This window comes from Arthrobacter sp. LjRoot14 (genome assembly GCF_964253905.1).
GTDB lineage: Bacteria > Actinomycetota > Actinomycetes > Actinomycetales > Micrococcaceae > Arthrobacter.
Genome location: NZ_CAXURL020000001.1, coordinates 4,491,563 through 4,512,568 on the forward strand (window position 1 = coordinate 4,491,563; position 21,006 = coordinate 4,512,568).

At 63.9% G+C, this 21,006-nt stretch carries 13 protein-coding genes and 2 rRNA genes; 5 read left to right on the plus strand and 10 right to left on the minus strand.

Annotated elements, in window-relative coordinates; all coding sequences use genetic code 11:
- Positions 1 to 61: 61 nt before the first annotated feature.
- The 4 genes from ACSQ12_RS20385 to ACSQ12_RS20400 form a co-directional block, all read right to left on the minus strand.
- The gene (locus ACSQ12_RS20385; RefSeq protein ID WP_436066694.1) at positions 62 to 1,081 is read right to left on the minus strand and encodes a LacI family DNA-binding transcriptional regulator; all 1,020 of its coding nucleotides are present in this window, start codon (positions 1,079 to 1,081) and stop codon (positions 62 to 64) included.
- Between the two features lie 138 nt (positions 1,082 to 1,219).
- The gene (locus ACSQ12_RS20390) at positions 1,220 to 2,209 is read right to left on the minus strand and encodes an LLM class flavin-dependent oxidoreductase (RefSeq protein ID WP_436066695.1); all 990 of its coding nucleotides are present in this window, start codon (positions 2,207 to 2,209) and stop codon (positions 1,220 to 1,222) included.
- A 174-nt stretch (positions 2,210 to 2,383) separates the two neighbouring features.
- Complete coding sequence (locus ACSQ12_RS20395) at positions 2,384 to 4,717, minus strand: chromosome segregation ATPase (protein ID WP_436066696.1); 2,334 nt, start codon at positions 4,715 to 4,717, stop codon at positions 2,384 to 2,386.
- A 205-nt stretch (positions 4,718 to 4,922) separates the two neighbouring features.
- Entirely contained in the window at positions 4,923 to 5,729 is an 807-nt protein-coding gene (locus tag ACSQ12_RS20400; RefSeq protein ID WP_436066697.1) for a hypothetical protein, read from the minus strand.
- A 106-nt stretch (positions 5,730 to 5,835) separates the two neighbouring features.
- Between ACSQ12_RS20400 and ACSQ12_RS20405 the strand changes: the two genes are divergently transcribed.
- The 5 genes from ACSQ12_RS20405 (at position 5,836) to ACSQ12_RS20425 (ending at position 10,570) form a co-directional block, all read left to right on the plus strand.
- Positions 5,836 to 6,537, plus strand: a complete 702-nt coding sequence (locus ACSQ12_RS20405; RefSeq protein WP_436066698.1) for a type 1 glutamine amidotransferase domain-containing protein — start codon at positions 5,836 to 5,838, stop codon at positions 6,535 to 6,537.
- Between the two features lie 234 nt (positions 6,538 to 6,771).
- The gene (locus tag ACSQ12_RS20410; protein ID WP_436066699.1) at positions 6,772 to 7,218 is read left to right on the plus strand and encodes a helix-turn-helix transcriptional regulator; all 447 of its coding nucleotides are present in this window, start codon (positions 6,772 to 6,774) and stop codon (positions 7,216 to 7,218) included.
- Between the two features lie 9 nt (positions 7,219 to 7,227).
- Positions 7,228 to 7,638: a VOC family protein gene (locus tag ACSQ12_RS20415; RefSeq protein ID WP_436066700.1), complete on the plus strand. Its 411-nt coding sequence runs from the start codon at positions 7,228 to 7,230 to the stop codon at positions 7,636 to 7,638.
- Between the two features lie 71 nt (positions 7,639 to 7,709).
- On the plus strand, positions 7,710 to 9,434 hold the full coding sequence (locus ACSQ12_RS20420; RefSeq protein WP_436066701.1) for a helicase HerA-like domain-containing protein: 1,725 nt from the start codon (positions 7,710 to 7,712) through the stop codon (positions 9,432 to 9,434).
- Positions 9,435 to 9,577: 143 nt separating this feature from the next.
- The gene (locus tag ACSQ12_RS20425; RefSeq protein WP_209742013.1) at positions 9,578 to 10,570 is read left to right on the plus strand and encodes a hypothetical protein; all 993 of its coding nucleotides are present in this window, start codon (positions 9,578 to 9,580) and stop codon (positions 10,568 to 10,570) included.
- Between the two features lie 107 nt (positions 10,571 to 10,677).
- Here the strand turns inward: ACSQ12_RS20425 and ACSQ12_RS20430 are convergent, their stop codons facing one another.
- The 6 genes from ACSQ12_RS20430 to ACSQ12_RS20455 form a co-directional block, all read right to left on the minus strand.
- Positions 10,678 to 12,681, minus strand: coding sequence for an NHL domain-containing thioredoxin family protein (locus ACSQ12_RS20430; protein WP_436066702.1), 2,004 nt, complete (start codon positions 12,679 to 12,681; stop codon positions 10,678 to 10,680).
- Positions 12,681 to 14,846 (minus strand): cytochrome c oxidase assembly protein, encoded by a 2,166-nt coding sequence (locus tag ACSQ12_RS20435; protein WP_436066703.1) that lies wholly within the window; start codon positions 14,844 to 14,846, stop codon positions 12,681 to 12,683. The genes ACSQ12_RS20430 and ACSQ12_RS20435 overlap by 1 nt, the downstream gene beginning before the upstream one ends.
- Before the next feature lie 108 nt (positions 14,847 to 14,954).
- Positions 14,955 to 15,239 carry an HU family DNA-binding protein gene (locus ACSQ12_RS20440; RefSeq protein ID WP_011693739.1) on the minus strand — a complete coding sequence of 95 codons (285 nt, stop codon included), beginning with the start codon at positions 15,237 to 15,239 and terminating at the stop codon, positions 14,955 to 14,957.
- A gap of 476 nt (positions 15,240 to 15,715) precedes the next feature.
- On the minus strand, positions 15,716 to 17,005 hold the full coding sequence (locus tag ACSQ12_RS20445) for an ISL3 family transposase (protein WP_436064951.1): 1,290 nt from the start codon (positions 17,003 to 17,005) through the stop codon (positions 15,716 to 15,718).
- A 253-nt stretch (positions 17,006 to 17,258) separates the two neighbouring features.
- Positions 17,259 to 17,375 (minus strand): 5S ribosomal RNA (gene rrf / locus ACSQ12_RS20450).
- 211 nt (positions 17,376 to 17,586) lie between these two features.
- Positions 17,587 to 20,724: ribosomal RNA gene (locus tag ACSQ12_RS20455) — 23S ribosomal RNA — on the minus strand.
- Positions 20,725 to 21,006: the final 282 nt, after the last annotated feature.

Below are 21,006 nucleotides of genomic sequence, written 5' to 3' on the forward strand. Positions count from 1 at the left end.
GTTGGGTGCGGGGTGTAGCTGGGCATGGGGTGGAGCTGGGTGCAAGGTGGAGCGGGGCGAACTAACGGGCGGGTACCGGGCCGGTGGAGGCCCTCACCAAAAGAGTCGGAGCCTGGAGAACCGTGTCTTGCCCGTCGTGGGCGTTGCTGAGCTGATTGAGGAGCACCTGGGCGGCAACCCGGCCCCAGAGCATGGGATCGGTGGAGACGGTGGTGAGGGGCGGATTGAGGTACTGGGTGAAGTCGGCGTTGTCATAGCCCGTGACGGACAAATCTCCCGGCACCGTGAGGCCCTGGGTTTGTGCGTAAGACTGGCCGGCGGTCGCCATCAGGTCATTGGCGTACACGATTGCCGTGGGCTTGTCCGCCCGTCGGAGCAGATCGGCGGTGGCGGCCATGCCTCCTGCGGCTGTGAAGTCGGCCTCCACGAACAGGTCGGCGCGGAGGCCGGCAGCGGACAGAGCGTCTTCCCACGCCTGGCGGCGGCTCCTGCCGTGGATGTATTCCTGGCCGCCGCCGACATGCGCAATGCGGGTGTGGCCCAGCGCCACCAGATGCTCGACGGCTGCCGTGATTCCGGCGCAGTCGTCCATGGAAACGGCAGGGAACGGCGATTCCGCGTCGGGCCGGTTCAAGGTGACCGCCGGGAGTTTGAGTTCCTGCAGCAGCGGGATGCGGGAGTCGTCGTGTCGGACGTCGGTGAGGAGAAACCCGTCCACCCTTCCGTTCTCGGCCAGCTTGCGGTAGCAGCGTTCCTCCGCTCCGGCGCCCGTAGCGACGCTGAGCACCAGGGTGTAGTCGTGTTCCGCGAGCGCCGTTTCGATGCCGGCGATGAACGCCGGAAAGAAGGGGTCCGTTCCGAGCAGGGAGGGGTCCCTGGCAACGACGAGCCCCAAGGCGTAGGCCTTGGCGGACGAGAGGCCTTTGGCCCGCAGGCTGGGTTTCCAGCCGAGTTCCTTGGCCACCTGGAGGATCCGTTCCCGGGTTCCCTCGCTGACTCCCGGCTGGCCGTTGAGGGCATAGGAGACAGCACCCTTGCTGACGCCGGCCGCGTGGGCGACGTCGCTGATGGTGACTGCCATGGATTCCGCCTTTACTCGCTCGGCGGCTCAATGATACAACTCACTGAACCGGTTCAGTGATATCCACTAAACCGGTTCAGTTGAGAGTTGTCAAGGGGAGCGCTTTCAAAAGGTAGCGCCCGACGGCGTGACGCGGCCCTAGGCGCGGACCAGCCCCGCAGCGCTGGCGAGGAGTTCCACGGACCGCAGGCGGGCCTCGGTTCCGTTGCTCTGGTGGGCCACGATCAGCTCGTCCGCGTCAGCGTGGGCGGCGAACTCATCCAGGTAGTCCATCACCACATCCGGGGTCCCGATCGCCGAGTATTTCATCATCTGGGCTACGTGCTGGCCCTGCGGCGAGTCGAGGATCATGTCCGCCTCGTCGTCGGTGAACACCCTGCCGTTGCCAAAGAACAGGGACACGCGGGCGCGCTTGGTGGCCTGGAACATCTCCTGGGCCTCGGAGGCGGAATCGGCCGCAATCACGTTGACGCCTGCAATCACGTGCGGGGCATCCAGCTGGGCCGAAGGCTTGAATTCCCGGCGGTAGATGGCCACCGCGTCCTGCAGGGCATTGGGAGCGAAATGCGAGGCGAAGGCGTACGGCAGTCCAAGCTGCGCTGCGAGCCGGGCCCCGAAAAGCGAGGACCCCAGAATGTACAGCGGCACGTTGGTGCCCTTGCCCGGCGTCGCCTCAACGCCCTGGATGCGGGTGGGGCCGGTGAGGTAGCCCTGCAGTTCCAGGACATCCTGCGGGAAACTGTCCGCGGACATCGGGTCGCGGCGGAGTGCCCGCATGGTGTTCTGGTCGCTGCCGGGCGCACGGCCCAGGCCGAGGTCGATGCGGCCCGGATGCAGCGTCTCCAGCGTGCCGAACTGCTCGGCGATGGTCAGCGGGGAGTGGTTGGGCAGCATCACGCCGCCGGCGCCCAGCCTGATGGTGCTGGTGTTGGCCGCGATGTGGGCGATCAGCACGCTCGTCGCCGACGAAGCGATGGAGGACATGTTGTGGTGCTCCGCATACCAGACCCGGCGGTAGCCCAGCTCTTCCGCCCGCTGCGCCATGGCCACGCTGCCGGCGAAGCTCTCGGCCGCTGTCTGGCCCTTAGCGATGGTGGCCAGGTCAAGGATGGAAAGCGGAACAGTCACGGAGGAGCCGGCCTTTCGTAGCGGAGCGTTGCGGTCACCGTTCCGGTTGCGGAACAGGCACACTGGCGACAACGACGGCGGCGCCCGGGTTATTTCTCGATGTCGCCGTGGCGCCGGACACGCAGGAGCGGGGCCGCCGTTTCCGGCGACCCCGCTCCTTTTAGCTCGCTTGTGCTATTTCGCTACGCAGCCGCCCAGCAGGATCTGCCCGTCGATGGCTGCTATCTGGCCCTGAATGGCGCCGAGCTGGTCTTGAAGGGACTTGACCTTTATGCGCTGGGCCTCAATGGCGTCCTTGTTTGTCTTCTTTTGGGCCGCGAGGGTGCTCAGCTGTCCCTGGGCGGTCGTCACCTGCTGGTCCAGCGCTGTCAGCTGCGCCTGGAGGGTCTTGAGTTGGGCCTCCGTCGCGCTGATCTCCCCGTTGAGTTTGTTGAGCTGTTCCAGGAGTGGAGCCACACGGTTCTGCAGATCCAGAACCTCGGCCTCTTTGGCGGCGATCCGCGCGTTGAGATCCGTTAACTGGCTGACCAATGCGTCCATCTCAGTATTCAGCTTCGCGATCTCGCCCTGCTTGGTCGAAACCGAGGTGTTGGCAACATCCGCCGTAGTCCGAAGACCCGGCAACTCACCCTCCAAGGCACTGATCTGCGCCCTCTTGGCCTCCACGGCCGCGTTTGCGGACGCGACGGCGTCGTTCGCTTCTGCCAGGTTGGACTGCAGACCCGCGAGCACCGCCTTCTGCGCGGCAACCGCGGCTTGGGCCTCGGCCACGCCGGTCTCCAGACCCGGAATTGCGGCTTCCAGATCAGCCACGACCTTTTCCTGAGCTGTGACGCTCGCCGCGGCCGTGGCTGCAGCACCTTGGAGTGCCGGCAGCTGGCCCTCCAGAACCGTGAGTTCTCCCTGCTTGGCAGCAACAGCGGCGTTCGCGGCGCTCACCGCGGATTCGAGGCCCGGAAGTTGTGCCTTCAGCGTCGAGATCTCGCTCTCCTTTGTGGCGACGGCGGCGTTCGCTTCGGTCAATGCCGTCTGGAGCGGCGCAGCCTGTTGTTGCAGTGCGCTGCTTTCCTGCTGCTTGGCCAAGAGCTGGGCGTTCAGCGCATCCACAGAGTTCTGAAGAGCGGCCAGGTCACCCTGGTACCCGGAAATCTGGGCATTCTTGGTGCTGATTTGGCCGTTCACATCGTTCAGCTGGGCCTGCTTCACGTCCCGCTGTGCTATCAGATCCCGTTTGGCTCTGGAATTGCCGTTGATCGCGTCAATCTGCGCCGTAAGCGCGGCGATCTCCGACTCAAGTGAAGCCTTGCTGGCCTGCAGCGTGGCGAGCTGGCTTTGCGCTGTTGTCAGCTCAGCCTGCTTGGCCGCGATTGCGGTGTTCGCGGCCGCAATCTGCCCTTGGAGCGTCGTGACTTCCGCGTTGACCGAAGTGACCTTGTTAGTGTTGGCGGCGAGCGCCGATGCGGCCGCTGCCGCGGTTGCCTCGAGCGAGGAAAGCGCCTCCTGCGCCGCGGCGATCGCGGCATTCTTGGCAGTCAGTGCGTCAGCGGCCCGGCTGGCTGAAGCCTCCAGCGACATGAGTTCACTCTGGGCAGCACTGATCTCAGCCGCTTTTGCCGCTGCGGCGTCGGCCGCAGCCGCAGCTGTCGACTGCAGGGTAACGAGTGTCGACTTGGCGTCCGCAACCTTAGTTTGCTGGGCCTCGAGCTGCGCCTGTGCGGTATCCCCGGCCCCTTGGAGCCGTGCGAGCTCGGCCTCGGCGTCGCTGACGGCCTGGGCCGCTTCGGTCGCGGCCGCCGCGGCATCGTCGGCTATCCCGGTGAGATTCGTCAGTTCGCCCTGTGCTTTCGCAATCTCGGCGTTCTTGGCGGCAAAGGCCTCGGCTGCGGCGTCTGCTGCCGCCTGGAGCCCCGAGAGTTCGTCTTCGGCCGCGCTGATCTCCAACTTCTTCGCCGCTTCCTGGGCTTCCAGGGCAGCTTTCTGCTGCGCTAGAAGCACAGCCGCGGCTTGGGCGACGTCGAGCTCCTCCTGCAACGGGGTGAGTTGCGCTTCGGTGGCGGCAACATCCGCCTCAAGCCCGGCCAGCGCCTTCTCCGCGTCCGCGACCGACTGGGCCGCCATAGTCTGTGCGACCAGCAATCCCGCCAGCTCGGTTTCCGCCGAGCCCACCTCCGTCACCAGTTGCTCTTCCTCAGCTTCAAGTCCAGCAAGCGCCTTGTCCGCCTCGGCGATCTCCGCCGCAAGGCTGTTTGCTGTGGCCTGCAGCGCGGCGCGTTCGGCCTGGAGGGAGGCGATCAACACGGCGTTCTTGCGGGCTGCCGCCTTGAGCAGGTTTTCCTGTACGGTGCCGCGATGGGCCAGCTGGTTCACCACTCCGTTGCAGATGCTGGCGGTGTCGTTGGCCGCATGGGCTGCCGGTACCAGCACCAACATGCTGGTCAGGACGCCAGGGAGGACGACGGCCGCAGCCAGCCGGCGGACGAATACGGACGTGGTGGACGCTTGTTGCATGGTGACCCCCGGGTGCGAACGGAAAATGCGGCCGTCAATGGCCGCATCTATAGTCCCGATGCTAGGGTCGTCCACTCACAAAAACATCAGCAGGCTCCACTCGACTTTGGTGTTTCTATACCTGTTTTTTGTCTTCAGTACTCATGTTTCACTGAGACTGACTCCAAGCAATCTAATGAACTCCTGTAACGCCGCTCGCGAGCCGCTATTCGCAGGCGTAGTTGTAGTCCAGGCCGCCGGAAACATACTGCGTCACTTCCACTGTGCTGCCCGGCGTAAGCCCCGCCAACGAGCAATTGGACTGGGCGCCCTTCAAGGTTCGCGCACCGGCAAGCCAGCTGGGAAGCCCGGCCAGATTGCTGGTGGAGGGGACCGCCCCCGCAATCCTGCCCCACTGGTAGCCGGTGGAATAGATTCCGACCTCGGCGCCGATGCTTTCGAAGTAGGCGGTCATTCCTTCCAGGTCGGCCCGGTTGGCTTCGGTATCGGCTTGCCAGCTGTTTTCCGCCTCCACATCCAGCCACCAGAAGTAGTCTTCCGGGCCATCAACGCCGCGGAGCACGGCGTCGTCGTATGCTTTCGCGTAGCCGTACACGTAGGCGCAGGCCTTGTCGTTCTTGCCCTGGCACTTCCCGTAGGGATTGTCCACAACGGCGCCCATGTAGAAGTTGGATTTGGGCCACCAGGATCCGGCCAGCCCGGGGTTGGCGGTGTTCACGTAGAGGGCGACGCGCGGCTGGCTAGTGACCTGGTCTTCCACAATCGTCGAATCGGCCCAGTCAAGCTGGTCCCCGAGGCAGGGATTCGTGGTGTTCGCGAGTCCGTTGTTGACGCCCACGATCGCGAAAGCCAGCCCCTCAGGCAGGGTCTTTCCGCATTGCGGCCACGAGACATCGATGCCCACGCGATCGGACGTACGCGGCGGTCCCGCCGTCGCCGGACTGCCGCCCATCAGGGCCAGGGCAAGTGCCGAGGCAACGGACAGAACCATCTTCAGCAGTGATGTGGCCATGCCAAAGCTTACTGCGCGCCCCGGCCCGCAGGAATACTCAGCATGCTTAGCGGGTTGGCGCCCTTAGGAGCCGACCCGAACGGGCCGGCCGGACAGGAGCAACATCATGGCAAACATTCTGATGGTGGTATCCGCCGCCGATTCCCTCACCATGCGGGACGGCACCCAGCACCCCACGGGCTACTGGGCGGAGGAGCTGGTGGTATCGCACCAGACACTGCGCGACGCAGGCCACACGGTGCACATCGCAACCCCCGGCGGCGCCAAGCCCACTGTGGATGAGGTGAGCCTCGCCGCAGAGTCTGCCGGCGGCCAGGACCGGGCGGACAGCTTCCGCGAGTACCTCGCCAAGATCGACGCCGAACTTTCCGCTCCGCTGGTGCTCGCCGACGTCGACCCCTCCGGGTACGACGCCGTGGTGATGCCGGGCGGCCACGGCCCCATGGCGGATCTCTACAAGGACGCCGCCCTGGGCCGCATCCTGGCTGAGGCGGACCGCGCCGGCAAGGTCATCGCGCCGTTCTGCCACGGTCCCGCAGGCCTCCTCAGCGCCGTTGACGACGACGGGAAGTTTGCGTTCGCGGGCCGTCGCCTCACCGTTTTCTCCGACGACGAGGAACTCAACGGCGGCACCGGACCCAACACCCCGTGGTTCGTGGAGGACGTGCTGAAGGACAAGGGGGCGATCGTGGAGAACGGCGCCGCCTGGAGCTCCAACGTGGTCCGCGACCGGAACCTGATCACCGGCCAGAATCCGCAGTCCAGCGAGGACGTGGCAAAGGAAGTCATCAAGGCCCTCGGAGAGTAGGCCTGCCTCCCCCGACGGCCGCGGCGGCCGGGCAGCTTCGTTCCGGCCGCCGCAGCCCTTGGAAGTGTTTCCGTGACGCCGGCGAACGCCGGATTTGCACTGCCGAATAGTTGCTGGCACAAGCACGAAATCCGACGCTTCAACGGGAAACCATGGCCCGTTTTACCGTCAAACCCGGCGCCTGCCCTGCACTTCGCCGTGGCGCTCCCGGGCGCCGCGGCGTACGCTCGTGGCATGACCCCGCAAGAGCTCGCCAACTTGGCGCATCTGCGCCGGGCGCGGGACCTGATCGACAGGGACTTCGCCCGGGCCTTGGACGTGCCCACCATGGCGCGCAAGGCCCTGATGTCGCCGGCGCATTTCTCGCGGCAGTTCCGGGCCGCCTACGGCGAGACTCCCTACAGCTACCTGATGACCCGCCGGATCGAGCGGGCCATGGCATTGCTCCGCGGCGGCATGAGCGTGACCGATGCCTGCATGGCGGTGGGCTGTACGTCGCTGGGATCCTTCAGCTCACGCTTCGCGGAACTTGTCGGGGAACCTCCGAGCGCATACCGACTCCGGGAACACAGCGCGGTGGAGGCAATGCCGGGCTGCGTGGCCAGGCTCGCCACGCGGCCCAGCCGGCGCCCCGCACAAGTGAGCAGGATTCAAGAAGCGGTTCTGACGCCCGCCAAATAGCTTGGTTGCATGACCATTTCACTCCAGTACTGCAACATCACCGTCAACGACACCGAAAAGGCTCTCGGCTTCTACCGGGACGCCCTCGGCCTCGAACTACGCAACGACGTGGCCTCCGGAGGATTCCACTGGATCACGCTCGGCAGCGTCGCCCAGCCCGGCCTCGAGATCGTGCTCTCCGAGCCGCATGCCGGACGTTCCCAGGAGGACGGGGACATGATGCAGGAACTCCTCACCAAGGGGGTCCTGCCCATGCTCGTCTTCCGCAGCGACGATCTGGACTCAACGTTCGAGAAAGTCCGAGCGTCCGGCGCCGAGGTCATGCAGGAACCCATCGACCAGCCCTGGGGGCCGCGTGACTGCGCCTTCCGCGACCCCTCCGGCAACATGGTCCGGATCGCCCAGGCCCCGAAGGACTGACTGCCGAAGGGCGGACCATCAAGTTCCTGGCATTCAGCAAAGATCTGGGCACCCGCGGCTAAGCTATCGGCATGGCCATCAAATCCACTGCAGATAAAGTCGCCACCATCCAGAAGGGATACACCCTGGACGGCGCCACCATCGAGCTGGGGGCCGCAATCGTCGACGGCGAACTCCACAAGGACGCCCCCGTCCGGCTGCCCCTGGCCATGATGAACCGGCACGGGCTGGTGGCCGGCGCAACAGGCACAGGCAAGACCGTCACGCTCCACATGATGGCGGAACAGCTGTCCACAGCCGGGGTGCCGGTGTTCCTCGCCGACATCAAGGGAGACCTTTCCGGGCTGGCCACCGCCGCCACAGGCAGCGAGAAACTGAAAACGCGCACGGACAGCATCGGCCAGGCCTGGGCGGGCAAGACTTTTCCCGTGGAGTTCCTGGCCCTCGGCGGTGACGGCAACGGCATTCCTGTCCGGGCCACCATCACGTCCTTCGGTCCCATCCTGCTTTCGCGGATCATGGAGCTCAACGACACCCAGGAATCCAGCCTGCAGCTCGTTTTCCACTTTGCGGACAAGAACAACCTGGAACTGATCGACCTCAAGGACCTCAGGGCGGTCATCCAGTTCCTCACGTCGGACGAGGGCAAGGACGAGCTCGCGGCGCTGGGCGGCCTCTCCAAGGCGACAGCCGGTGTCATCCTCCGCGAACTGGTGACCCTTGAGGCCCAGGGCATGGAAGCTTTCTTCGGCGAGCCCGAGTTCGACACCGCCGAACTGCTGCGCACCGCCCCTGACGGCCGCGGCGTCATCACCTGCCTGGAACTGCCCACGCTGCAGACCAAGCCCATGGTGTTCTCCACCTTCCTCATGTGGCTGCTCGCAGACCTGTTCGAGGACCTGCCGGAGGCCGGGGATCTGGACAAGCCCAAACTGGTCTTCTTCCTCGACGAGGCCCACCTGCTCTTCAACGACGCTTCCAAGGCATTCCTGGAGGCGATCACCACCACTGTCCGGCTCATCCGTTCCAAGGGCGTGGGCATCTTCTTTGTCACCCAAACCCCCAAGGACGTGCCGGCCGATGTCCTGGGACAACTGGCAAACCGCATCCAGCACGCCCTGCGTGCGTTCACCCCGGAAGACGCCAAGGCCCTGAAAGCCACCGTGTCCACGTTCCCGATAAGCGACTACGACCTCGAGGAAACGCTGACCTCGGCCGGAATCGGTGAAGCCGTCATCACGGTGATGAATGAAAAGGGCGCCCCCACCCCGGTGGCATTGACCCGCCTCCGTGCCCCGGAATCAGTGATGGGCCCCAGCACGGAGGACCTCGTCAAGAGCACCGTGGCCGGTTCCGCGCTGCTCGTAAAATACGGCACGGCCGTGGACAACGTCTCCGCTTACGAGAAGATCTCAGGAAAGGGCGCCGCCCCCACCGGGGCGGCGGCGCCCGGGCAGCCTCCCACTCCGAACCCGGACATTTTTGTGCCCAATAGCCCCGTTCCCGAAACCATGGACCAGGCCTCAGTGGACGCCGATGCCCGGCGCATCGAGGAGGAAATCCTGGGCCGCCCCAGCAGCAGGCCGGCCCCGGTACCGGAACGGCCACGCAGCGGCGAACGCACAGCGCCGCAGGCCCGGAAGGAATCAGGCGGAAGCATGGCTGACGATCTCGCCGGAGCCTTGGGCGGCGCGCTGGGCGGCGGCCTCAAAAGCATGGCCCGCTCGCTCGGAACCCAACTGGGCCGGGAACTGTTGCGGGGCGTCTTCGGCACGTCCTCCCGGCGCCGCCGGTAGAGCCGCCGCTAGCGCCGCGGCGGGGCTGGCAAGGGTGCCGGCCGGCCGCCGTCGGACTGTCTGACAGCCACCGGGCGGCGTCATGCTTGAGGTCGCCCGCACCTGCTTTCACGCGCCTTGCAGGTAACGTAAGGTGCGTGCAGATGAGTCAAGCGTTGGTAAGGATCGCGGCCGGATGGCTGCTGGGCCTGATGCTTGCCATCGCCGGAGCCATCGTCGCGGTCAACCTGGTGAACGCCTCGGTGGCGAGTCCCGAGCAGCCGGTACGGGAATATCTGGACGCCTTGCAGAAGGGCGAGGGCGAGAAGGCGCTGGGCCTCCTGCGCGCCTCCGTCCCGGAGAGCGACGCCGCCATGCTGGACGGAACGGCCCTGCAAACGGCGGCTTCCCGGGTGACGAACGTGAAGTTCGGCGAGACCCAGGAACGCTCCGGGAACCAGGTCATGGTTCCGATGGACTACACCATTGACGGCAGCCGGCTCAGCACCGAGTTCCTGCTGGAGCGGACCGGGACCGAATGGCTCTTCTTCAACAAGTGGGCGTTCGTGCCGGCCAAGCTTCCCGTCCTGGAAGTCACAGTGGTCAACTCCAACCAGGCCACCCTCAACGGTGTTCCGGTGAACATGCCCAACGGCCGCAATTCCTTCGCCGTCTTCTATCCAGGGGAGTACGAGGCCAGCCTGAACGGCGAATACTTCTCTGCCCCGCCCACCCGTGCCACGGTGTCCGGACGTGACGTCCCCACCGCCCCGCTGAGCCTCCTGACCGAAGCCACCCCCGCGCTGAAGGACGCCGTGGGCGCCAAGGTCAAGGAATTCCTGGATACCTGCGCCGCGGAAGCCGTGAAGGAGCAGAAACTCCAGCCCGACTGCCCGTTTTACCACGCCACGTTCAACCGCGTGACGCCGGGAACCATCGACTGGAGCATCAGCGAGTACCCGAAGGTGTCCATCGAGCCCTTCGGCGGCCGTTGGGTGGTGGCACCGCTGGACGGGAAGGCCCGGTTGAAGGCGCAGCAAACCGACCTGTTCACCGGCATCGTGGGCGACCTGGATGTGGAGCACGACTTCAGCTTCACCACCCGCCTGGACGTTGACGGCGACACCGTCAGGGTCACCCCGCTCCTCAGCTACTAGGCCGGCCCCGGCTGGGCGGCGGCCAATAGCCCGCAGACGCCAGAAGGCTGCGGCGCGTGACGCGTGGTCACGGGCCGCAGCCTTCTGTGGTGCTTTTGAGGAGGACCTCAGTCCATGCCGCGGAGGTCCAGGACCAGCTCAGTGTCGCCGTCGGCCTGCAGCACCACCGGGATGCCCCAGTCCTGCTGGTACAGGTGGCAGGCAGCGTGGTCGGGGATCTCGCCGTCGGCCGTTTCGGGGCCGTCGCAAGCTGCGGCGCGCGCCGTAATGTGCAGCACGCCGTCGGGAACGTCGGCGGAGAGCTCCAGCGTCCGCTGCAGGCCCACCGAAGTTCCGCCGCCGGCCACCAGCAACTCGGGCGGCGTGGAGGAGATCTTCAACTGTGTGGGGTCTCCCCATCGGTCATCGAGCTTCTGCCCGGTGGGTGCCGTGAAGCGAACGGTCAGCTCCAGGGTGCCGGGTGCGACCGGACTCTTGGGCCGGTGCGTCTGAACGGCGCCCTCGTCCACCTGCTGGGCTTCCTTGGGGATGGGCACGTAGATCAGCTGGTGCTTGTTGGCTTCCACCACCACCAGCAGCGGCTCGGAGCCGACGGTGTGCGTGTGGTCCACAATCACGTCGGAGGGCTCGGACAGGCCGCGGGCCAGCGTGGACACGGTCCCGGTGGCGGGGTCGTAGCGGCGCACCGCACCGTTGTAGGTGTCCGCGATGGCAACAGATCCGTCCGGCAGAACAGTGACGCCGAGCGGGTGCTGCAGCCTTGCCTCCCCGGCCGGCCCGTCACGGAAGCCGAAGTCGAAAAGCCCCTTGCCGACGGCGGACTCCACAGTGACCGTGCCGTCGTCGTCAATGACGAGTTTGCGCAGCGCGGAGGTCTCCGAGTCTGCCACCCAGATGTTGCCGTCAGCGTCCTCGGCCAGGCCGGACGACTGGGCGAACCAGGCCTCGTGCGCGGCACCGTCCAGGAGCCCTTCCAGGCCGTTGCCGGCAAGGATTGATACGGCTCCGGAGATTGGGTCGAAGCTGAAGATCTGGTGGACGCCGGCCATGGCAACAACCACGGCATTGAGCTTGGCGGACCAGACAACGTCCCACGGCGAGCTCAGGGCAACGTCCAGGGGATGGTCACTGAGGCGTCCGGTGAAGCCTGCCGCATCCTCGTCCACCCGCGCCGGCCCTGTCTCGAGCAGGCGCTGCACGCCGCTGCCCACGAGCGTGGTCACGGTTCCGTCCGCGAGGGACAGCCCGCGAAGGCGGTGGTTGACGGAGTCGGCAATTACGACGTCGTAGCCCGTCTTCGCTGCCACGTCTTCCGGCAGGAGGACCAGGCCCTGCGGTTCGTTGAACTGTGCGGCGGGTTTGACCGAGTCGACGTCGGCGCCGGGGCCGTCGGCGTGTCCCTTGGTCCCGGAGCCGTAGGTGCGCAGCACAGTGTGGAAGTCCGTGTCCAGCTCCACCAGGCGGTGGTGGCCGGTGTCCGTGACGAGCCAGGAGCCCGCGCCGCGAGCGGCGTCTTCGGACGTTCCGCCGGCTGAGGTGCCCCGGCCGGCCGGGAGGAAGAGGGCCTTGCCCGGGAAACGCAAGGTGCCCGACGTCGGCTCCGGTGCCACGTACGGGCCGTTGCCGCGGTGCAGGGTGCCCTTTGCCTCGTGCTGGGCGATGAGTTCCGGGATCAGCACGGACAAACCGTCCGCGTGGCCTTCACCGGACAGGTGCGCCACGATGTAGCCCTCGGGGTCGATGACCACCAGGGTGGGCCAGGCGCGGGCGGTGTAGGCCTTCCAGGTCTCCAGCTCGGGGTCGTCCAGGACCGGGTGGTGGATCTCGTAGCGCTCCACGGCGGCGGCGAGGGCAACGGGGTCGGCCTCGTGCTCGAACTTCGGAGAGTGCACGCCCACCGTCACCAGGACGTCGGAGTACTTCTCTTCCAGCGGGCGCAGCTCATCGAGAACGTGCAGGCAGTTGATGCAGCAGAAGGTCCAGAAATCCAGGAGCACGATCTTGCCGCGCAGGGATTCCAGGTCCAGGGACTTCCCGCCCGTGTTGAGCCAGTTACGGCCCACCAGTTCGGAGGCGCGGACCCGGTGGTGGGTCCGTACGGTTTCGCTCATCAGCGTCCTTCCAGCTTTGAATTGCGTTCAGCCAGCTTGGCGTCGCGTTCAGCCAACTTGGCAAACATATCGTTGTAAGCAGTGAGATCGGCGTCGTTATTCCTGTCCGCTGCCCGGTCGGTCCGTTTGGACTCCCGCGCATCCGAACGGGACCACATCACGGCGACGCCGATTGCCACCAGCAACGTGGGTACTTCGCCGATGCCCCAGGCCACTGCGCCGCCCATCTGCTGATCGAGCAGCGCGGAGGGTCCCCAGGTCCGGCCCAGGTTGCCGAAGTAGTCCGCGGCCAACAGCCCTGTGCCTCCCATGATCGCTACGCCGAAGAAAGCGTGGAAGCCCATGGTGGCCAGGAGCAGCAGCAGCCGCATCGGGTAGGGTGCGCGGCGGGGCAGCGGGTCCGTTCCGATCATGGTCAGGACGAAGATGTAGCCGGTGAGGGCGAAGTGCAGGTTCATGAGTTCGTGGCCCACGTGGTCCCGCATGGCGTAGCCGAACGCGTCCGAGTAGTAGAACAGCACGATTGAACCGGCAAAGTTGGCCGCGGCGAAGAGCGGGTGCGTGACCAGCTGGGAGAACTTGGAGTGCACGAACAGCAGCAGCCATTCGCGCAGGCCCCGCGAGCCGTCGGCGCGTGCAGGCAGGGCGCGCAGCGCGAGCGTTACGGGGGCGCCGAGCACCAGGAAGATCGGAGCCACCATGGTGAGCGCCATGTGATCCACCATGTGGGCGGAAAACAGCACGCGCCCGTAGACCGCCGGCGGACCGGAGGTGACGTAGGTGAGGACCACCAGTCCGATCACCCAGTTGGCACTGCGGAACCAGGACCATTTGTCGCCCCGGCGCAGGACCTTGGCCACGCCGAGGAAGTAGGAGACCAGGCCGAAAGCAGCAACGGCGATCCAGAGCCAGTCCAGGCGCCATTCCGTGAGCCAGCGTTCCGGGGTCAGCTCAGGCGGCAGTTCGTAGCCGGAGAGGATGAAGGCCGGAGAGGCGTCAGGAGCGAAAGTGGTGGGCTGCGGCGGGGCTGAACGGCCCAGTGCGACGGCGATTCCCGACGTCGCGCCCATGATCAGCAGTTCCGCGATGACCAATTGCCAGAGCACCCGCCGGGAGGACAGCGCAGCGCCCTTGCGGTTCAGCTGCGGGATGACCCACTGGCGGTGCATCAGGCCGATGCCGCCAAGCATCAGGGTGGCCACGGCCTTGGCGAGCACCATTTGCCCGTAGGCGGATCCAAAGAGGTCGTGCCAGCTGGTGATCCGGATGCTTGCATTGATGACACCGGAGGCAAACACCAGGACAAAGGCGAACCCGGCAAGGGACGAGAACCGGCGGAGCGTGGGCTCGGTGATGTCCGTTTTGCCGGCTGCTTTGGCACCGGCGTTGGCGCCCGTTCCCGTCAGGATGCCGGACAGGATGGCCAGCATGATGATGCCGCCCACCCACGCGGAAACGCCCACCAGGTGCAGGGCCAGGGAGTTGATGGCGCCTTCATGGTCGCTGGAGCTAGAGGAGTGGCCGATGAGGGCGATGGGCACCATGCCCGCCAGCGACAGCACCAGCGTGATGGCCAGGCCCGTCAGGGACCTCACCCCGAACAATGCCGTGGTCACCACTGCGGCAACGATGGTGACGGTGAGCCAGGCCCGGCCGGTCTCGATGTCCGTCATGAAGTAGACCAGCGCGCGGGTGAATTCCGCATCACCGGAGAGCGACTGGCCGGCAACGTCCGAATAGGTCAGCACCAGCACCGCAATGGCTGACAGCGTCCACGCAGCGCCTGCGGCGGCCGCCACGGCCAAGGCACGGGAGAACGCCGGGTGCTCTGCTGTGGCGGTGTCCTTGGACCGGGAACCGTTGGCATTGCGCGGCAGGATGCCGACTGCGAAAATCAGGCCGCCGATCACTGTGGCCAGCGAGACGTTGTGGATGGCCTTGCTGATGGGCAGTCCCCAGCGGATCAGGGCGCCGGGATCAGAGACCTCACGTGCGGCAGCTGCTCCGGAGAACAAGAGGGCCGCTGCTAGCCCCAGGAAGAGCGCTGCGAGGCCGGCGAACTGCCATGACCGGGAAATACCCGCAGCGCCCGCAGAGACCCCCGTCTTTCCCGGAGTGGGGGAAGGCTGCGGATGGGTGGGGCGGGATTTTGCTGCTGAGGGCACCTATCCATTGTCCGCTACGGGTGCCTGCGCCGCGAATCGACGGCATAAACGCAAAGGGAGCGGCAACCCTCAGGTTACCGCTCCCTTTCAAGCGTTGGACGCCGGATGCTACTTCTTGGAGACAGCAGCCTTCAGCTTGGAGCCCGCGGTCAGCTTGACGCTGTGGCCGGCGGCGATCTGGATGGTCTCGCCGGTCTGCGGGTTGCGGCCCGTACGGGCTGCGCGGTCGGTGCGCTCAACTGCGAGCCAGCCGGGGATGGTGATCTTCTCGCCCGCGGCGACAGAGGTCTCGAAAACCTCGAACAGTGCATCGAGCACGGAGTTGACGGCTGCCTGGCTGGTGCCGGCCTTGCCTGCTACCTCTGCAACAAGTTCACTACGGTTCTTAGCCATTTATGTCCTCCTGGACGGTCATGATTTCTGGAGCCTGAACGCGGCATGCGCACAAGCCACTGTTCGAAAACTTACCAGCTTGCCGCGGTCAGGTCCGCAAATTCCGCGTGTTTCCGCCATTTTTTGAGGTAAATCACCGGTTTTGAGGCCTTTTGGCCCCGTATTTCGCCATCAGCGGACGGCCGCCGCAACCCGCCTGGGGACGGGTACGGGACGCTCTCTCACCTTTCGCACTCCCCCGGGCGACGCTCTCTCGGTTGTGGCGGGTTGTTTCCGGGATGCTCTCTCGGTTGTGGCGGGTTGTTTCCGGATGCTCTCCCGGTGGCGGCGGGGGTTCGAGGGGGTTGCCTGGTCCTGGTGCCCGGAAGGCGCAGGTAGTGAGAGAGGGGCCGGCAAAAGGGGGTGCCGGATGTGAGAGAGGGTCCGGCAAAAGGGCTCTTCACGGTTCGTGGTGAACGTTCTGCCGTGAGGGATGTTCATGCGGCTGTTCTGGCTGCACTGCGCAACAGGATACGCGTTTTGTAGTTGCGTGCGTTGGTGAATCCCCGGCCAGTCCTTTTGATGTGCTTTATTGCGGTGTTGTTGGCTTCCACTTTCGCGGTTGTCGCTCCGGTGACAATGAGGACTTCGATCTCTTTCCACCACCGACAGACCGTGCGCCAGAGCCGGTTCGTCTCGGGCTGCGCGGCCCGCTCGACCAGGATCTGCAGCCGGGCTTTCGCGGCGGCAGCGTCCGCAAGAGAGCCTGTGGTCAGCAGGGTCCGGAGCTGTTCTTTGACAAGCCAGGCCGCTTGCAGTTTTCCGGTGGCATCGTCGGTCGCGAAGACGGTGCTGAGCCTGTCCCGTGCCCGGTCCGAGAGCGTGTCCCCGGCGCGCAGGAGCAGCCTCCGGTTGGCCCACACCGGGTCGATGGAACGCCCCCGCCGGCCATGCACCTGCTGTGTGAGCCGCTGGCGGACTTCGGTGAGCATGTCGTTGCCGAGCTTGACCAGGTGGAACGCGTCGACTGAGACAGCGGTGCGCGGCAACCACATCCGCAGTGCTTTGCGGAACGCCGCGGACGGGTCGATGGCAACGACCTGCACGCCCAGGCGCCACTGAAGCGGACGGGCGAACAGCCAGTCCCCGACCCCCTCACTGTCGCGGCCGTCCACGATCCCCAGGACCTGTCCGGTGTCGAGATCCACGATGGTGGTCATCCAGGGTTCGTAGCGTTTCCAGGCCTTGGTGGCAGGGTCGCGAAAGAACCGCACGGACCGGTAGCGGTGTTCATCGATGCCGAGCATTCGCGGTGCCAGGGCGTCGACATCGGGCAGCGTCAGCGCCGCGGAATCCAGAGCCCGCTGCACCAGCCACCATGAGACACCGAACGAAGCGGCGGCCTCGGCGGCTGCCCTGCCGGATCCGATGACAGCGGCCACCAGGGCCTCACGGAGCCGGCGGGTGGAGCGTGCCCGGCGCGGGACCTGGGATGTTTCCTCGGTGAATGTCTGGCGCGGGCACAGGTGCTCATCGCAGAAGAATCTCCGCTTGGCCCAGACTACTTCGACCGGCCCGGCGACAGGGATGTCACGCAGCCGTTGCGGCCGGCGGGAATGCACGCGGGTGCTGATCACCCCGCACGACGGGCAGCCGGCCTCGGCGGTGGCCACGACGCGGATCCGCCGCTGCCCGAAGGCAAGGACCTCAGTATCGGTGACTCGGTAGTCGGGCAGGTTGAAAATGGCGGTGGCAGCATCGGGGCGCGGGGAAGTAGGCTCGATCAAGGCTCGTAGCTCCTGACTTGATGAATGCGTAGAGAACATCCATCACAGCAGGGCTACGAGCCCTTCAGCTTTCAAGACACGGAACCTGTTTCACCATCAACCACGGAGAGCCGGCAAAAGGGGTGCCGGATCTGAGAGAGGGTGTGTCGGGAGGGGTGCCGGGCCTGGGTGTGTGGGTGTGGGTGTGGTTTTGGTGGTTAACGTGGGAGAGCCCCGACCAGTTGCCTGGTTGGGGCTCTCGACCTGAATGATGTTCCGGCGGTGACCTACTCTCCCACACCCTCCCGGGTGCAGTACCATCGGCGCTGTGGGTCTTAGCTTCCGGGTTCGGAATGGGACCGGGCGTTTCCCCCACGCTATGACCGCCGTAACCCTTCTACCCGGACCCCCGGCACGTGCGCCAGGGGTTGGGAAATCTTGTGGTTACAACATTAGTGGTGTTGTTATTTTGTTGTGTTTTGTTCCTGCAACGCAACGGGTTTGTTGGTTGGGAACCACATAGTGGACGCAAGCAGTCTTGTTTTCTTTTTACCCCTTTTCATGGTGTGAACGTCTTTTGAATCCGTTCACGAAAGGGGTGTGTGGTGTAAGTTATCGGCCTATTAGTACCGGTCAGCTTCACGAGTCGTTAGTCCTCGCTTCCACATCCGGCCTATCAACCCAGTGGTCTGGCTGGGGGCCTCTCACACACAAGGTGTATGGAAATCTCATCTCGAAGCGAGCTTCCCGCTTAGATGCTTTCAGCGGTTATCCCATCCGAACGTAGCTAATCAGCGGTGCACTTGGCAGTACAACTGACACACCAGAGGTTCGTCCGTCCCGGTCCTCTCGTACTAAGGACAGCCCTTCTCAAATTTCCTGCGCGCGCAGCGGATAGGGACCGAACTGTCTCACGACGTTCTAAACCCAGCTCGCGTACCGCTTTAATGGGCGAACAGCCCAACCCTTGGGACCTACTCCAGCCCCAGGATGCGACGAGCCGACATCGAGGTGCCAAACCATGCCGTCGATATGGACTCTTGGGCAAGATCAGCCTGTTATCCCCGAGGTACCTTTTATCCGTTGAGCGACGGCCATTCCACAATGTACCGCCGGATCACTAGTCCCGACTTTCGTCCCTGCTCGAGATGTCTCTCTCACAGTCAAGCTCCCTTGTGCACTTACACTCGACACCTGATTGCCAACCAGGCTGAGGGAACCTTTGGGCGCCTCCGTTACTTTTTAGGAGGCAACCGCCCCAGTTAAACTACCCATCAGGCACTGTCCCTGACCCGGATTACGGGCCGAAGTTAGATGTCCAAAGTGACCAGAGTGGTATTTCAACGATGACTCCACCCGAACTGGCGTCCGGGCTTCAACGTCTCCCACCTATCCTACACAAGCCACTCCGAACACCAATACCAAACTATAGTAAAGGTCTCGGGGTCTTTCCGTCCTGCTGCGCGTAACGAGCATCTTTACTCGTACTGCAATTTCGCCGAGTTTATGGTTGAGACAGCGGGGAAGTCGTTACTCCATTCGTGCAGGTCGGAACTTACCCGACAAGGAATTTCGCTACCTTAGGATGGTTATAGTTACCACCGCCGTTTACTGGGGCTTAAATTCTCAGCTTCGCCTTGCGGCTAACCGGTCCTCTTAACCTTCCAGCACCGGGCAGGAGTCAGTCCGTATACATCGTCTTGCGACTTCGCACGGACCTGTGTTTTTAGTAAACAGTCGCTTCCCCCTGGTCTCTGCGGCCCCGATCCCCTCCGGACAGCACGTGTCCATCAAGGTTGGGGCCCCCCTTCTCCCGAAGTTACGGGGGCATTTTGCCGAGTTCCTTAACCATAATTCTCTCGATCGCCTTAGTATTCTCTACCTGATCACCTGTGTCGGTTTGGGGTACGGGCGGCTAAAACCTCGCGTCGATGCTTTTCTAGGCAGCATAGGATCACCGAATCCCCCCCTAAAGGGGTCCCGTCAGGTCTCAGGCATCATGAACGGCGGATTTGCCTACCGTTCGCCCTACATCCTTGGACCGGGACAACCATCGCCCGGCTCGGCTACCTTCCTGCGTCACACCTGTTAATACGCTTACCTCCCAGGATCAGGTCCCGCGCTCCACCAAAACCCTCACACCACAAGGGTGATCGGGCAGGTCTCGGGCGGTTAGTATCCCCTGTTCAGCATGGGCGGTTTTTCGCCGGTACGGGAATATCAACCCGTTGTCCATCGACTACGCCTGTCGGCCTCGCCTTAGGTCCCGACTTACCCAGGGCAGATTAGCTTGACCCTGGAACCCTTGATCATTCGGCGGACGGGTTTCTCACCCGTCTTTCGCTACTCATGCCTGCATTCTCACTCGTGTAGGCTCCACCGCTGGTTTACACCGCGACTTCACTGCCCACACGACGCTCCCCTACCCATCCACACTCCTGAACCAACCCCACAAAGGAGGCGGCTTGGATAAAATGTGAATGCCACAACTTCGGCGGTGTACTTGAGCCCCGCTACATTGTCGGCGCGGAATCACTTGACCAGTGAGCTATTACGCACTCTTTTAAGGATGGCTGCTTCTAAGCCAACCTCCTGGTTGTCTTCGCAACTCCACATCCTTTCCCACTTAGCACACGCTTAGGGGCCTTAGTTGGTGGTCTGGGCTGTTTCCCTCTCGACTATGAAGCTTATCCCCCACAGTCTCACTGCTGCGCTCTCACTTACCGGCATTCGGAGTTTGGCTGACGTCAGTAACCTTGTAGGGCCCATTAGCCATCCAGTAGCTCTACCTCCGGTAAGAAACACGCAACGCTGCACCTAAATGCATTTCGGGGAGAACCAGCTATCACGAAGTTTGATTGGCCTTTCACCCCTACCCACAGCTCATCCCCTCCATTTTCAACTGAAGTGGGTTCGGTCCTCCACGACGTCTTACCGTCGCTTCAACCTGGCCATGGGTAGATCACTTCGCTTCGGGTCTAGATCACGCCACTGCAACGCCCTATTCAGACTCGCTTTCGCTACGGCTGCCCCACACGGGTTAACCTCGCGACGTAACACTAACTCGCAGGCTCATTCTTCAAAAGGCACGCCGTCACCAGAATCAGACTGGCTCCGACGGATTGTAAGCACACGGTTTCAGGTACTGTTTCACTCCCCTCCCGGGGTACTTTTCACCTTTCCCTCACGGTACTGGTCCGCTATCGGTCATTAGGGAGTATTTAGGCTTATCAGGTGGTCCTGACAGATTCGCACGGGATTTCTCGGGCCCCGTGCTACTTGGGATACTTCCCAGGCGGTACACAACATTACGGTTACGGGGCTCACACCCTCTCTGGCCGGCCTTTCAAGACCGTTCACCTATGCCTGCACATCACACCTCGCTGTCCCGGCAGAGACAGCACGGAAAGTCCCGCAACCCCGACCATGCAACGCCCGCCGGCTATCACACATGGAACGGTTTAGCCTGATCCGCGTTCGCTCGCCACTACTAACGGAATCACTATTGTTTTCTCTTCCTGCGGGTACTGAGATGTTTCACTTCCCCGCGTTCCCTCCACGCACCCTATGTGTTCAGATGCGGGTCACCAGGCAACTCGCGTCCCTGGCGGGGTTTCCCCATTCGGACACCCTGGGATCACAGTCCGGTTATCGACTCCCCCAGGCTTATCGCAGATTCCTACGTCCTTCTTCGGCTCCTAATGCCAAGGCATCCACCGTGTGCTCTTAAAAACTTGACCACAAAAGATCAAAAACGCTAATTTTCGAGAGAACCATGAAAACCACCACCACCGCCCCGAAGGACAACAGCGACAGATCCAGGTTCATATTCTTGGAAATTGCTTCTTATAAAAGATGCTCGCGTCCACTATGTAGTTCTCAAACAACAACCCCGTACCACACACCCCACACACACAAACATGCATGATCGATGCAGCCAGGAAACCAGAAACAAACAAAACCCGGAAAGAAACCCTCCCGGTCCTGTTGCCTCAGGACCCAACAGTGTGCCAAACACTAAA